The 13,854-nt window shown below is 71.8% G+C and carries 13 protein-coding genes; 10 read left to right on the forward strand and 3 right to left on the reverse strand.

The window, feature by feature from the left end; all coding sequences use genetic code 11:
• The first annotated feature begins 30 nt into the window (after positions 1-30).
• The 5 genes from fasR (at position 31) to fabF (ending at position 5,007) form a co-directional block, all read left to right on the forward strand.
• Entirely contained in the window at positions 31-1,233 is a 1,203-nt protein-coding gene (gene fasR, locus OG202_RS15455; protein ID WP_326583114.1) for a fatty acid biosynthesis transcriptional regulator FasR, read from the forward strand.
• A gap of 89 nt (positions 1,234-1,322) precedes the next feature.
• A complete protein-coding gene (locus OG202_RS15460; protein ID WP_326583113.1) occupies positions 1,323-2,237 on the forward strand; it encodes an ACP S-malonyltransferase in 915 nt (304 codons plus the stop codon).
• A gap of 13 nt (positions 2,238-2,250) precedes the next feature.
• Positions 2,251-3,282 carry a ketoacyl-ACP synthase III gene (locus tag OG202_RS15465; protein ID WP_327729941.1) on the forward strand — a complete coding sequence of 344 codons (1,032 nt, stop codon included), beginning with the start codon at positions 2,251-2,253 and terminating at the stop codon, positions 3,280-3,282.
• A 102-nt stretch (positions 3,283-3,384) separates the two neighbouring features.
• Positions 3,385-3,633 carry an acyl carrier protein gene (locus tag OG202_RS15470; protein WP_152168415.1) on the forward strand — a complete coding sequence of 83 codons (249 nt, stop codon included), beginning with the start codon at positions 3,385-3,387 and terminating at the stop codon, positions 3,631-3,633.
• A 102-nt stretch (positions 3,634-3,735) separates the two neighbouring features.
• A complete protein-coding gene (gene fabF / locus OG202_RS15475) occupies positions 3,736-5,007 on the forward strand; it encodes a beta-ketoacyl-ACP synthase II (RefSeq protein WP_327729940.1) in 1,272 nt (423 codons plus the stop codon).
• A gap of 73 nt (positions 5,008-5,080) precedes the next feature.
• Here fabF and OG202_RS15480 read toward each other — a convergent pair whose 3' ends face one another.
• Positions 5,081-5,575: a DUF3145 domain-containing protein gene (locus OG202_RS15480; protein WP_326583110.1), complete on the reverse strand. Its 495-nt coding sequence runs from the start codon at positions 5,573-5,575 to the stop codon at positions 5,081-5,083.
• Positions 5,576-5,860: 285 nt separating this feature from the next.
• Between OG202_RS15480 and OG202_RS15485 the strand changes: the two genes are divergently transcribed.
• Together OG202_RS15485 and OG202_RS15490 are read left to right on the forward strand one after the other, a co-directional pair.
• On the forward strand, positions 5,861-6,760 hold the full coding sequence (locus OG202_RS15485) for an SGNH/GDSL hydrolase family protein (protein ID WP_326583109.1): 900 nt from the start codon (positions 5,861-5,863) through the stop codon (positions 6,758-6,760).
• A gap of 63 nt (positions 6,761-6,823) precedes the next feature.
• Positions 6,824-7,819, forward strand: a complete 996-nt coding sequence (locus tag OG202_RS15490) for an aldose epimerase family protein (protein WP_328222927.1) — start codon at positions 6,824-6,826, stop codon at positions 7,817-7,819.
• Positions 7,820-7,862: 43 nt separating this feature from the next.
• Here OG202_RS15490 and OG202_RS15495 read toward each other — a convergent pair whose 3' ends face one another.
• Positions 7,863-10,328, reverse strand: coding sequence for a glycoside hydrolase family 3 protein (locus OG202_RS15495; RefSeq protein WP_328222928.1), 2,466 nt, complete (start codon positions 10,326-10,328; stop codon positions 7,863-7,865).
• Between the two features lie 111 nt (positions 10,329-10,439).
• Here OG202_RS15495 and OG202_RS15500 point away from each other — a divergent pair, with 111 nt between their 5' ends.
• The 3 genes from OG202_RS15500 (at position 10,440) to OG202_RS15510 (ending at position 12,905) form a co-directional block, all read left to right on the forward strand.
• On the forward strand, positions 10,440-11,048 hold the full coding sequence (locus OG202_RS15500) for a TetR/AcrR family transcriptional regulator (protein WP_326583106.1): 609 nt from the start codon (positions 10,440-10,442) through the stop codon (positions 11,046-11,048).
• Between the two features lie 123 nt (positions 11,049-11,171).
• Complete coding sequence (locus OG202_RS15505; RefSeq protein WP_443052347.1) at positions 11,172-11,459, forward strand: LysR substrate-binding domain-containing protein; 288 nt, start codon at positions 11,172-11,174, stop codon at positions 11,457-11,459.
• A gap of 156 nt (positions 11,460-11,615) precedes the next feature.
• Positions 11,616-12,905, forward strand: coding sequence for a pyroglutamyl peptidase (locus tag OG202_RS15510; RefSeq protein ID WP_442811388.1), 1,290 nt, complete (start codon positions 11,616-11,618; stop codon positions 12,903-12,905).
• 45 nt (positions 12,906-12,950) lie between these two features.
• Here the strand turns inward: OG202_RS15510 and OG202_RS15515 are convergent, their stop codons facing one another.
• Positions 12,951-13,778: an EI24 domain-containing protein gene (locus tag OG202_RS15515; protein WP_326583104.1), complete on the reverse strand. Its 828-nt coding sequence runs from the start codon at positions 13,776-13,778 to the stop codon at positions 12,951-12,953.
• Between the last annotated feature and the right edge of the window lie 76 nt (positions 13,779-13,854).

The raw sequence follows: 13,854 nt of genomic DNA on the forward strand, positions 1-13,854 counted from the left end.
CCGAGCGCAGCGATAAGGCAGTCTTGTCCCGTGCCCGAACCCGAAACCAGCAGGCCCGAATCCGCACCGTCCGTCCACGCGCACGTCGCGACCTTGAAGCGGCTGGAGAAGTCGTCCGGAAGTCTCGCCGCGCAGGCCATCGCGCGGATGGACGAGACGCTGCCCTGGTACCGGGCGATGCCGCCGGAGAACCGGTCGTGGATCGGACTGGTCGCCCAGGCCGGTATCGCCGCGTTCACGGAGTGGTTCCGGCGTCCGGACGCCCCGCAGGCCATCTCGACGGACGTGTTCGGAACCGCGCCGCGTGAACTGACCCGGGCGATCACGCTCCGGCAGACCGTGGAGATGGTGCGCACGACCATCGAGGTCATGGAGTCCGCCATCGACGAGGTGGCCGCCCCCGGCGACGAGAGCGTGCTCCGCGAGGCCCTGCTCGTCTACGCGCGGGAGATCGCCTTCGCGACCGCACAGGTGTACGCGCAGGCCGCCGAGGCACGCGGCGCCTGGGACGCCCGCCTGGAGTCCCTGGTGGTGAACGCGGTACTCAGCGGCGAGGCCGACGAAGGCGCGGTGAGCAGGGCCGCCGCGCTCGGCTGGAACTCGCCGGACCATGTCTGCGTGGTACTCGGCACCGCCCCGGACGGCGACAGCGAGCTGACCGTGGAGGCCATCCGGCGTGCGGCCCGGCACGCCAAGCTCCAGGTGCTCACCGGTGTGCTGGGCGACCGGCTGGTGGTGATCGCCGGTGGCGACAACGAACCGTTGCAGGTCGCGAAGTCGCTGATCGGCCCGTATGCGGCGGGGCCGGTGGTGGCGGGGCCGATCGTGCCCGACCTGCTGGCCGCGACCCGGTCCGCGCAGGCGGCGGCCGCGGGACTGAAGGCCTGCTCGGCGTGGCAGGACGCGCCGCGCCCCGTTCTGGCGGACGATCTGCTTCCGGAGCGCGCGATCGCGGGCGACCCCAGTGCGCGCGAGCAACTGGTGGAGGAGATCTACAGACCGCTGGAGGAGGCCGGCTCGGCTCTCCTGGAGACGCTCAGCGTCTATCTGGAACAGGCCTCAAGTCTTGAGGGCGCGGCCCGGATGCTGTTCGTCCATCCCAACACCGTGCGCTACCGGCTCCGACGTGTGACTGACGTCACCGGCTGGTCGCCCTCCGATGTACGCTCTGCCTTCACCTTGCGGATCGCGCTGATCCTGGGGCGTCTGGTGGATGGGGATCTCCAGCTCTAGGGTTTTGTCGGAGAGCTACAAAACCCCCTCGTGTTCTTCGTCCCTGTCCTCACGGGCGGCGTGAGCCGTCCCCAAGAGAGAGTGTGAGAGTGCTCGTACTCGTCGCTCCCGGCCAGGGCGCCCAGACGCCCGGCTTCCTGACTCCTTGGCTCGACCTCCCCGGTGCCGCCGACCGTCTCGGCGCGTGGTCGGACGCCATCGGACTGGACCTCGCCCACTACGGCACCGAGGCCGACGCCGACGCGATCCGCGACACCGCCGTGGCCCAGCCGCTGCTCGTGGCGGCCGGACTGCTGTCCGCCGCCGCCCTCGGAGACGTCGCGCCCGGCGCGGTCGCCGGCCACAGCGTCGGCGAGATCACCGCCGCCGCGTTCGCCGGTGTCCTCGACGACACGGCCGCGCTGACCCTCGTCCGCACGCGGGGCCTGGCCATGGCCGAGGCCGCCGCGGTCACCGAGACCGGTATGTCGGCGCTGCTCGGCGGCGACCCCGAGGTGACGATCCCGCACCTGGAGCGGCTGGGGCTCACCCCGGCGAACGTGAACGGCGCGGGCCAGATCGTCGCCGCCGGCACCCTGGAGCAGCTGGCCGCCCTGGAGGCGGACAAGCCCGAGGGCGTGCGGCGCGTGGTCGCCCTCAAGGTCGCCGGTGCCTTCCACACGCACCACATGGCCCCCGCCGTCGACACCCTCGCCAAGGCCGCCGAGGAGCTGTCGCCCGGGGACCCCACGGTCACCTACGTCTCGAACAAGGACGGGCAGGCCGTCGCCACCGGCGCCGAGGTGCTCTCCCGTCTCGTCGGTCAGGTCGCCAACCCGGTCCGCTGGGACCTGTGCATGGAGACCTTCAAGGAGCTGGGCGTGACCGCGCTCGTGGAGGTGTGCCCCGGCGGCACGCTCACCGGTCTCGCCAAGCGCGCGCTGCCGGGCGTACCGACGGTGGCGCTCAAGACTCCCGACGACCTCGACGCCGCTCGCGCCCTCATCGCCGAGCACCTGAACTAGGAGCCCTGGAGCTATGTCGAAGATCAGGCCGAGCAAGGGTGCCCCGTACGCGCGCATCCTCGGAGTGGGCGGTTACCGCCCGGTCCGGGTGGTGCCCAACGACGTGATCCTGGAGAGGATCGACTCGTCCGACGAGTGGATCCGCTCCCGCTCCGGCATCGAGACCCGGCACTGGGCGAACGACGAGGAGACCGTCGCGGCCATGTCGATCGAGGCGTCCGGCAAGGCGATCGCCGACGCCGGGATCTCCGCCGAGCAGATCGGCGCGGTCGTCGTCTCGACCGTCTCGCACTTCAGCCAGACCCCGGCCGTCGCCACCGAGATCGCCGACAAGCTCGGCACGGCCAAGGCCGCCGCCTTCGACATCTCGGCCGGCTGCGCGGGCTTCGGCTACGGCCTGACGCTCGCCAAGGGCATGGTCGTCGAGGGCTCGGCGGAGTACGTCCTCGTCATCGGTGTCGAACGCCTGTCGGACCTGACCGATCTGGAGGACCGGGCCACGGCCTTCCTCTTCGGTGACGGCGCCGGCGCGGTCGTCGTGGGCCCCTCCGAGGAGCCGCACATCGGCCCGACGGTGTGGGGTTCCGAGGGCGACAAGTCCCAGACGATCAAGCAGACGGTGCCGTGGAACGAGTTCCGGATCGGCGACGTCGACAAACTCCCGCTCGACAGCGAGGGCAACGTCAAGTTCCCCGCGATCACGCAGGAGGGCCAGGCGGTGTTCCGCTGGGCCGTGTTCGAGATGGCGAAGGTCGCTCAGCAGGCGCTGGACGCGGCCGGGATCAGCTCGGACGACCTGGACGTCTTCATTCCCCACCAGGCCAACGAGCGGATCATCGACTCGATGGTGAAGACACTCAAACTGCCGGAGCACGTCACGGTCGCGCGTGACGTACGCACCACCGGCAACACCTCGGCCGCCTCGATCCCGCTCGCGATGGAGCGGCTCCTGGCGACCGGCGCGGCGAAGAGCGGCGACACCGCGCTCGTCATCGGCTTCGGGGCGGGTCTCGTGTACGCCGCGACGGTCGTTACCCTCCCCTAGGCACCGCTTCGGATCTTGTGGTCCGGCGCGGGAAAAACGCACCACCTGCCGCTGACGCGGCGGGCCGCCAACCCTCTGGAAATCTACGAAGGAGCGCCTCACATGGCCGCCACTCAGGAAGAGATCGTCGCCGGTCTCGCCGACATCGTGAACGAGATCGCCGGCATCCCGGTCGAGGACGTCCAGCTGGACAAGTCCTTCACCGACGACCTGGACGTCGACTCCCTGTCCATGGTCGAGGTCGTCGTCGCCGCCGAAGAGCGCTTCGACGTCAAGATCCCGGACGACGACGTCAAGAACCTCAAGACGGTCGGCGACGCGACCGAGTACATCCTCAAGAACCAGGGCTGATCCGGCGGATCGGGTCCGGCCCGGTCCTTGCGGAGCAGTCCGTTTGCCCCGCCACCCGGCGGTGGCGCCGCTGAATCCTCGTAACCGTTGGAGAAAATTCCCGTGAACTCGACCAATCGCACCGTGGTCGTCACCGGTATCGGCGCAACCACACCGCTGGGTGGCGACGCGACTTCCACCTGGGAAGGGCTGATCGCCGGCAAGTCCGGTGTCGGACCCCTGGAACAGGAGTGGGCCGCCGACCAGGCGGTCCGTATCGCCGCACAGATCGCCGTGGAGCCGTCCGAGGTCATTCCCAGGCCGCAGGCCCGCCGTCTGGACCGCTCGGCGCAGTTCGCGCTGATCGCGGCCAAGGAGGCGTGGGCCGACGCCGGTTACACGGAGACCTCGGCCGACGAGGGCGCCGTCGACGCGGACCGTGTCGGCGCGGTCATCGCCTCCGGCATCGGCGGTGTGACCACGCTGCTCGACCAGTACGACGTGCTGAAGGAGAAGGGCGTACGCCGCGTCTCCCCGCACACCGTGCCCATGCTGATGCCCAACGGCCCGTCCGCCAACGTCGGTCTGTACGTCGGCGCGCGCGCCGGTGTGCACACCCCGGTCTCCGCCTGCGCGTCGGGCGCCGAGGCCATCGGCTACGCCATCGAGATGATCCGCACCGGCCGCGCCGACGTCGTGATCGCCGGTGGTACCGAGGCCGCCATCCACCCGCTGCCGATCGCCGCGTTCGGCAACATGATGGCGATGTCCAAGAACAACGACGACCCGCAGGGCGCCTCCCGTCCGTACGACACCGGCCGTGACGGCTTCGTCCTCGGCGAGGGTGCCGGTGTCGTCGTCCTGGAGTCGGCCGAGCACGCGGCGGCGCGGGGTGCCCGGGTCTACGCCGAGGCCGTGGGCCAGGGCATCTCCGCCGACGGCCACGACATCGTGCAGCCGGAGCCGGAGGGGCGCGGGATCGCCCACGCCCTGCAGAACCTGCTCGACCGTACCGACCTGGACCCGGCGGAGATCGTGCACGTCAACGCGCACGGGACGTCGACGCCGGCCGGTGACATCGCCGAGCTGAAGGCGCTTCGGAAGGTGTTCGGTGACGACACCGACCACTTCGCGGTGTCCGCGACGAAGTCCATGACCGGGCACCTGCTCGGTGGGGCCGGCGGTGTGGAGACGGTGGCGACGGTGCTCGCGCTGTACCACCGGGTGGCTCCGCCGACGATCAATGTGAACGACCTCGACCCCGAGGCCGAGGCCAACGCCGACATCGTGCGGGGCGAGGCCCGCAAGCTGCCGGTCGAGGGCCGCATCGCCGCGCTGAACGACTCGTTCGGCTTCGGCGGGCACAACGTGGTGCTGGCGTTCCGGACGGTCTGACGCCGTCGTAGTCGTACGAACGTGTAGGGCCCCCACCGGACGGTGGGGGCCCTACACGTGTGCCGAGCGGCCTTCACACCACTTGGTGCAGCCAGCGCACCGGGGCGCCCTCGCCCGCGTAGCGGAACGGCTCCAACTCGTCGTCCCAGGGCTTGCCCAGGAGTTTGGCGATCTCGGCCTCGAGGTCGGTCTCGCCGCGCTGGGAGCGGGTCAGGGCGGCGCGCAGGCGGTCCTCGGGGATGAGGATGTCGCCGTGGATGCCGGTGACGGCGTGGAAGATGCCGAGGTCGGGGGTGCAGCTGTAGCGCTCGCCCTCGGCGGTGACGCAGGGCTCGGCGGTGACCTCGAAGCGGAGGAGGTGCCAGCCGCGCAGCGCGGACGCGAGCTTGGAGGCGGTGCCGGCCTGGCCCTGCCAGGAGAACTCGGAGCGCCAGGTGCCCGGGGCGGCCGGCTGGCGGATCCAGTCGAGGTTCACGCGTGTCCCGAGAACACCCGCGACGGCCCACTCGACGTGCGGGCACAGCGCACGCGGCGCGGAGTGCACGTACAGGACTCCACGTGTCGTCACCGGGGCCTCCACAGGGCAGGGCATCTTGCGATTCGACGGATCGGCAGTGGCAGGGCGGCCACGGGGCGAGGCTACCGTGCGGCGGGGTAAGGAGTGTGACGTACCGTCGGAGCCAGCGCCGGGAAGAACTCGGGTTTCACCCGAGGGGACGCCTGTGCGGTACGGAACGGTTGCACCTTTCGCCGCACCGTTCTCTCCGTTCTCGTCGGGCTTCCGTGTCGGGAACTCTCGCGCGTTGTCATGGGTGGGAACTTGCACGTGTAGGACCGACGAGGGGACCAGGGGATGCGGAAGCGACGCCACCGTTCGAGGGCGGTGTTCGGCGTGGCCTTAACGGCGGTCCTGCTGGCCGTGACCGGCTGCGACGCCACCGGTGGCGACTCCCCCGGCCCCGAGGGCACGGGGCCGAAGGCCAGGCCCTCCGCGTCGCCCACCCCCGCCTGGGACAGCACCCCCGAGTCGCTGGCGGCCGTCGGCGACTCCATCACCCGTGGCTTCGACGCGTGCAAGGTGCTCTCCGACTGCCCCGAGGTGTCCTGGGCGACCGGCGGCGACGCCTCGGTCGACAGTCTCGCGGTACGGCTGCTGGGCGCGGCCGGAGCGGCCCAGCGCAGCTGGAACTACGCGGTGACCGGGGCCCGGATGGCCGACCTGCCGAGCCAGGTGGCGCGGGCGGTGCCCCGTAGGCCCGAGCTGGTCACGGTGATGATCGGCGCGAACGACGCGTGCCGCGCGACCGCCGCGGACATGACCCCGGTCGCCGACTTCCGCGCCGACTTCGAGGACGCGATGGCGACCCTGCGGGACAGCCTGCCCAAGACCCAGGTGTTCGTGGCGAGCGTGCCGGACCTGAAGCGGCTGTGGTCCCAGGGCCGTTCGAACCCGGTCGGCAAGCAGGTCTGGAAGCTGGGCATCTGCCCGTCCATGCTGGCCGACCCCGACCTCCTCACCACGGCGGCCGGCCAGCGGCGCGACGCCGTCCAGGACCGGGTGGAGGCGTACAACGACGTCCTGCGCGAGGTGTGCGAGAAGGACCGCCACTGCCGGTACGACGGGGACGCCGTCTTCGACTACCGCTTCGGGCAGACCCAGCTCAGCCAGTGGGACTGGTTCCATCCGAGCGTGAACGGGCAGGCCCGGCTGGCGGAGATCGCCTACCGGATCGTCAGCGCGGAGGAGTCGTGACCTGGGGTTCTGTCGTGACGTCTGCCGTGACCTGGGGTCATTCCGTGGCCTAGGGTTTCGCTCATGAGCGAACTTTTCGGCACACTTTCCGACGGCACGCCCGTTCACCGCTGGACGCTGGAGCGGGGCGGCACCCGGGTGCGGATCCTGACGTACGGCGGGATCGTGCAGTCCGTCGAGGTCCCCGGCCGTGACCGGCGGCCGGCGGACGTGGTGCTGGGGTTCGCCGACCTCGACGGCTACCTCCGCCATCAGGGGCCGTTCTTCGGGGCGCTCATCGGCCGGTACGCCAACCGGATCGCCCGGGGGCGGTTCACCCTCGACGGGCACACGTACGAGCTGGAGTGCAACAACCCGCCGAACGCGCTGCACGGTGGTCCGCGCGGCTACGACAAGCGGGTGTGGGACGCGGAGGCCGTCGACATCGCGGGCGCGGCCGGCGTACGGCTGTCGCGGGTGAGTCCGGACGGGGAGGAGGGCTTCCCGGGGCGGCTGGAGGTCTCCGCCACGTACACGCTGGACGAGGACGGGAGTGCGCTGCGGATCGCGTACGAGGCGGTCACCGACGCGCCGACCGTCGTGAACCTCACCAACCACTCGTACTGGAACCTCGCGGGGGCCACCGCCGGGAGTGCGGGCGGGCATGAGCTGCGGATCGCCGCGTCGCGGCTGACGCCGGTGGACGCGGATCTGATTCCGACGGGTGAACTGGCGCAGGTGGAGGGGACTCGGTTCGACTTCCGGGCGGCCCGGAAGGTGGGGGCCGGATACGACCACAACTTCGTGCTCGACAAGGGGGTCACGGAAGCCGCCGAGGTGGTGGCCGAGCTGTGGGAGCCGGGGTCGGGGCGGGTGTTGACGGTGGCGACCACCGAGCCGGGGATGCAGCTTTATACGGCGGATCACTTGGAGGGTCCGTTCGGGCCGGGGGACGGGATCGCCCTGGAGACCCAGCACTTTCCCGATGCGCCGAACCGGCCGCGGTTTCCGAGTACGGAGCTGCGGCCGGGGGCGGTGTATCGGTCGGAGACGGTTTATGGGTTCGGGGTGCGTTCGTAGTCGGCCGCCGGTGGGTGGGGGCCGGTCGCGCCCACGCGTCCCCCTAGGCTTCGATCGTCGCCGTCACGCGGCGGTCCGCGATCGAGCGGCCTGCCTCCACCTCGTACGAACCCTTCACATACGCCCATGAGTTGGATGCCTCGTCCCAGATCTCCAAGGCCCGGCGCGGGAGTTCGATGACGGCCTCCGTCGTCTCGCCGGGGGCCGCCTCCACCGTGGCGAAGCCGGCCAGCCAACGGGTCGGACGGTTCGCGTCCGGTGTCGTCGGAGCCAGGTAGAGCTGGATGGTCTCCCGGCCCGGCCGATCGCCCGTGTTGCGGACCCGTACCGTCGCCGTCGTGCCCGTCACGGCGAGGGACTCGTACGTCCAGTCGGTGTAGCCGAGGCCGTGTCCGAAGGGGTACGAGGGGGTCTCGGCGTGCCTGTCCCAGGCTCGGTAGCCGATGAAGACGTCCTCGTCGTAGGGGAGTTCGCCATCGGTGGGGGTCACCCGGGTGACGGGGGCGGCCGGGAGGGAGCCCCAGGTGGTGGGGAGGCGGCCGCCGGGCTCGTGGGTGCCGGTGAGGACGTCGGCGAGGGCGGCGCCGCCGTCCTGGCCGGGGAACCAGGTGAGGAGGACGGCGGCCACGTCCTCGCGCCACGGGAGTTCCACCGGGGAGCCGGAGTTGACGACGACGACGGTGTCGGGGTTGGCGGCGGCGACGGCGCGGACCAGGTCGTCCTGGCGGCCGGGGAGGCGGAGGTCCTTGCGGTCGAAGCCCTCGGACTCGACGCGCTCGGTGGTGGCGACCACGACGACGGCCGTGTCGGCGGCGCGGGCGGCCTCGACGGCCTCGGCGATCAGGTCGTCGGGGTCGCGCCGCGGCTCCTGGTGGCAGAGCGAGAAGGCGATCATGGTGATCGGGGCGTCGGCGGGGAGCTCCACGACGTGGGTGAGGGAGACCGGCACCGGGGTGCCCGCCGTCAGTTCGATCCGGGCCTGGGGGACGGGGGCGCCGAAGAACGACACGAAGGGGTCGTCCGTGTCGGTGGTCTGGACGTCGTCGAAGTGGGTCGTGCCGTCGACGGTGAGGGTGAAGGCGCCGAGGCCCTTGATGCCGAAGGTGTGCGTGCCGGTCTCGCGCGGGACGAAGGTGCCGGTCAGCTCGACGGTGTGCAGGGTGGCGTGGGTGACGCCGTCGGGGAGGTCCGTGCCCACCCACTGGAGCTGGCCGCTGGGGACGGAGCCGGTGCCGAGGACCGTGCCGGTGCTGTCGCGGCAGACGGCACGGAGGGTGAACCCCTTGTCGGCGACCGCCAGTTCCTCGTTGGGGTCCGCGCCCACGGCGTACGTCAGGTCGGCTTCGGGGAGGGCTGCGGTGAGGCCGTCGAGCGGGGAGACGACGTGGGAGGGGAAGACGGTGGCGGAGCCGCCGCCGAGGACGCGGGCGTCGCGGGCCGCGGCGCCGATCAGTGCCACCTTGGCGCCCGGCTTCAGGGGGAGCGCGGGCGGTTCTCCGTTCCGTGCCTCGTTGCGGACGAGCACGAAGGAGCGGCGGGCGATCTCGCGGGCCAGGGCCTCGCCGTCCACGGTCGCGGGCGGCTCGGCGACGACCGGGTCGGCGCCCTCCAGGATGCCGACGCGGGCGGCCAGGCGCAGGACCCGGCGGACCGCCTCGTCGACCTCGGCCTCGGTGACCTCGCCGGCGCGGACGGCGGTGGCCAGGGGCTCGCCGTAGACGGTGGCCGGGCCGGGCATGGCGACGTCGAGGCCGCCGGTGAGGGCGCCGGTCGTGGAGCGGGCGGCCAGCCAGTCGGAGACGTTGAAGCCGTCGAAGCCCCACTCGCCGCGCAGGACCTCGTTCACGAGGTAGCGGTGCTCGGTCATCGTGGTGCCGTTGACCGTGTTGTAGGCGGTCATGATGCCCCAGGGGTGGGCGTTCGCGACGATCGCCTCGAAGGGGGCCAGGTAGAGCTCGCGCAGGGCGCGTTCGGAGACCAGGTTGTTCACCGTGAAGCGGTCGGTCTCGGCGTCGTTGGCGACGAAGTGCTTGACCGTGGTGCCGACTCCGCCGGACTGCACGCCCGCCACATAGCCCGAGCCGATCTCGCCGGTGAGGTACGGGTCCTCGCTGTACGCCTCGAAGTGACGGCCGCCGAGCGGGGAGCGGTGCAGGTTGACCGTGGGGGCGAGGAGGACGTGGACACCCTTGCGGCGGGCCTCCTGGGCCAGCAACACGCCTGCCCTGCACGCGAGTTCGGGGTCCCAGGTGGCGGCGAGGGCGGTCGGGGAGGGGAGGGCGACGGACGGGTCGTCGGCGGTCCAGCGCACCCCTCGTACACCGATGGGGCCGTCGGACATCACGAGGGAGTCCAGGCCGATCTCGGGAAGCGCGGGCAGGGTCCACATGTCCTGGCCGGAGAGCAGCCTCGCCTTGGCGTCCAGGTCCAGCCTGGCGAGGGCCTTCTCCACGGCCGCTTCGCGTGCCTCGTCGGCCGGGGTGGGGTTCGTGCCCGGGGTTGCCGCCATCGCGGTGCCTCCTCGTCGAGTCCGTCTGTCGCCCCATCGTGCATCCCTTACCTGTAGATCGGTAGGTTTCGTTATCCTGCTGTTACTTTTCCCGCTGTTCGGTGGGGTCGGATGCCGTACGGTGACGGCATGAGCGGTACCAGCGGGACCAGGAGCGTCAGGGGTGAGGAGCGGCGCGCCGAGATCGTGCTGGCGACCCTGGAGGTGATCGCCGAGCGCGGCTACCGGGGCGCGAGCATGGCCGCGGTCGCCGAGCGCGTCGGGCTCACCCAGCAGGGGCTGCTGCACTACTTCCCCACCAAGGACGCGCTGCTCGTCGCCGTCCTCCAGGAACGCGACCGGTGGGACGCCGTGCCCGACAGTCCGCTGCGGCTCGACCTGCTGGGCTCCCTCGTCGAGTACAACGCCATGCGGCCCGGCATCGTGCAGACCTTCTCCGCGCTGCTCGGCGAGAGCGTCACCGAGGGGCATCCCGCGCGGGAGTTCTTCACCGAGCGGTACGGGAGGGTGCGCGGCTCCATGGCCGAGGTGCTGCGCGCCGAGTACGGCGACCGCCTCCCGAGCGGGCTCACGCCGGAGCGGGCGGCACCCCTGCTGGTGGCCGTGATGGACGGCTTGCAGTACCAGTGGCTGCTGGACCCGGCGGCCGTGGACATGCCGGGGGCGTTCCGGGACTTCCTGGGGCTGCTGGGCGAGGACGCGGACGCCGACGCGGGCTGAGGGTCAGGTACTCGCGGGCGCTCCGCCACGACCTCCACCTCCACCTCCACCCGGGCCACCGGCCGGAGGAGCGGACGGATATCCGGCGATCTCCGGCCCGAGGGCACGCTCCCGGACGCGGCGCTGCGGCACGGCTTCCGGCCACGGATCGCGCATGTCGTCGTGGAGTGGATCGCCGAACTGGGGTACGTGGCGGCCGGGCTCGGGGTCACGCTGGTGCCGGCGCTCGCCGCCGAGTCCGTACGGCCCGACGTCGTGCTGCTGCCGGTGGTGGACGAGGCGGCGCCCGGGCGGGCGGTGTACGCGGCGACGGCTCGCGGGGTCGCGCCGTCGCCCGCCGCGCGCGCGTTCCTGGGTGCCCTGCGGGAGGCGGCGACACGGATTCCGGCGGCGCGGGGTGCCGTCACCTGAGCCACGCGGCATGGCGTGCGCCCCTTCCGTCACGCGATACTGCCGCCATCCGGAGCGACTCCCCCACAGCGCGACAGCGACGGAAGGACCCGAACTCCCTTGATATCCCCGATGTCCCAGACGTCTCAGACTTCCACGACCTGCCCCGCCTCCCCGATCTCCCCGGCTTCTCCACCCTCCCTTCGCGCCCGGCTCGGCAGGCCCGGCGTGCGCGGGGCGGCCGTCGGGCTGGCGGCCCTGCTGGCGGGACTCTGTGCGCCCGCCTCGGCCTCGGCCTCTTCGGCGGCGGCCCCCACCGTCGAGGAGCAGCGGCTCGACCGGGCCGTGCCCCAGGAGATCCTGCGGCGGTCCGGATTCGACGCCGTGGCGCCGGAGTTCGAGCGGGCGCTGGACGGGGCGCGGTCGTACGCACAGGCCGAGCGGATCGTCGTACGGCAGGGTGCGCGGTTGTGGACGCGAGCGGTGGACCGGGCGCAGGGGCGGGGTCCGGCGGGCGGGGATCTGAGCCGGGACGACGACCGGCCGTTGTACTGGGCGCGGTTGGGGATGACGCGGGAAGTGCGGGGGTGGGAGCCGGAGTTCGGGCTGTCCGATCGTCAGAGAGACGCACTGCTCGGCAAGTTGGAGCGGTCGTCGCGCGGGCAGGACTCGCTTCGGTACCCCCGGGGCGGCAAGGGTGTGAAACGGATCCTCGTCACCGGGTTCGATCCGTTCACGCTGGACCGGGACGTACGGATCTCCAACCCCTCCGGGGCCACGGCCCTCGCCCTCGACGGCACGGTGATCCGGACCGCCGACGGACCCGCGCGCGTCGAGACGGCCGTCTTCCCCGTCCGCTGGCAGGACTTCGCGGACGGCACGGTCGAGCGCACGCTCCGGCGGCAGCTGCCCCGCGTGGACCTCTTCACTACCGTCAGCCAGGGCCGGGTCGGCCGTTTCGACATCGAGCGGACCAACGGGGCCTGGCGCGGCGGCTTCGCCGACAACGACACCATCGGCCGCACCGGGACCATCCCGGTGGCCGACCCCGCCACCCAGCCCCAGTGGACGACCACGACCCTGCCGTACGCGGACATCGTCGCCGCGAACACCGGCCGCTTCCCGGTGTACGACAACACGAGCGTGACCGAGATCCCGGCGGGCGGCACGGCGGCGGTCGTACGGCCGGACGGACCGACGCCGGGCTCGACCGCGCGGGCCGGGGGCGGCGGCGACTACCTCTCCAACGAGATCGCCTACCGCGCGACGCTCCTGCGCGACCGGCTGGGACTGGGCTCCTCCCTGCCGGGCGGGCATGTGCACACACCGGTCCTGCAGTTCGGGGCCGGCAACACCAATCCGGCGACCGGGACGGTGACCGATGCCGAGTTCGTACGGAACCGGCTGGACATCATCGCGCAGGTGCGGGCGATCGTGACCGTGGCGGTCAGCGGCTCGATCGGGTGAGGGAACCCGGACGCGGAGCGCGGACCGCGACGGCGAGGGTCTCGTTCACGCGCCGACTTCGGGCTTGCGGAACATGGGGTTCGGGTGGCCGGTGGGAGGCACCTGGTTCCGCTCGTCCTCGCCGGTCGTCTCCTCGCCCAGCAGGTCGCGGGCCATGAGGGTGGCGCCCGCGACCGCGCCCGGCATCAGGAAGACGGCGACGAACGGCACCAGGAAGGCGAGGGCCAGCGGGGTGCCGAAGCCCCAGATCAGCGTCTTGCGGGTGCGCAGGAGGGCGAGGCGGTCGCGGAGTTCGACGCGGCGGCGCTGGAGGGCCACCGCGGTCAGCTCCTCGGTGAGGAAGAAGCCGGTCACGAAGAAGCCGATCACGGGGACGACCGTCTGGCCGATGAACGGGACGAAGCCGAGGGCGAAGAGCAGTACGGCCCACAGGAGCGCCCGCACGACGATACGGAGGCTGTCCCGGGCCGAGAGCCACAACTCCTGCCACAGCGGCAGGCCGGACTCCGGTGCGGTGCCGTCCGGTGAGACGTCCCGGTCGACCTTCTCGGAGAGGTTCTCGTAGAAGGGCTGGCCGATGAGGAGCGTCACGGCGGTGAAGGTGATGACCGCGAGCGCCAGGGCGAGGGCGAACAGGACGACCGTGAGGAAACCGCGGAAGAGGCCCGGCCAGGGGCTGGACCAGTCGTCCGCGAAGGGGGTGGCCCAGGTGACGAAGTCCGGGCCCCAGACGGCCAGGGCCACCAGGGCACCTATGTAGAGGACGAGGGTGATGAGGCCCGGGATGAGCCCGAAGCCGTATTGCCTGCCGTGTCGGGCCACCCAGCGTTGGCCTTGGACGAGGTACTGGAAACCCACCCCTAGATCGCGCATGGGGCGCACTTTACCGAGAGGGGATGACGGAGGGCTTCGGTGGGAGCGTCCGTGCGGTGGTGCGGGGCCGGTCGCG

The sequence above is a fragment of the Streptomyces sp. NBC_00310 genome (genome assembly GCF_036208085.1).
GTDB lineage: Bacteria > Actinomycetota > Actinomycetes > Streptomycetales > Streptomycetaceae > Streptomyces.

Excerpts from the sequence above, each read along its gene's own strand:
- OG202_RS15465 (WP_327729941.1), top strand. The coding sequence starts at position 2,251 with ATGTCGAAGATCAGGCCGAGCAAGGGTGCCCCGTACGCGCGCATCCTC.
- OG202_RS15470 (WP_152168415.1), top strand. The coding sequence starts at position 3,385 with ATGGCCGCCACTCAGGAAGAGATCGTCGCCGGTCTCGCCGACATCGTG.
- OG202_RS15485 (WP_326583109.1), top strand. The coding sequence starts at position 5,861 with ATGCGGAAGCGACGCCACCGTTCGAGGGCGGTGTTCGGCGTGGCCTTA.
- OG202_RS15490 (WP_328222927.1), top strand. The coding sequence starts at position 6,824 with ATGAGCGAACTTTTCGGCACACTTTCCGACGGCACGCCCGTTCACCGC.
- OG202_RS15495 (WP_328222928.1), bottom strand. The coding sequence starts at position 10,328 with ATGGCGGCAACCCCGGGCACGAACCCCACCCCGGCCGACGAGGCACGC.
- OG202_RS15500 (WP_326583106.1), top strand. The coding sequence starts at position 10,440 with ATGCCGTACGGTGACGGCATGAGCGGTACCAGCGGGACCAGGAGCGTC.
- OG202_RS15515 (WP_326583104.1), bottom strand. The coding sequence starts at position 13,778 with ATGCGCGATCTAGGGGTGGGTTTCCAGTACCTCGTCCAAGGCCAACGC.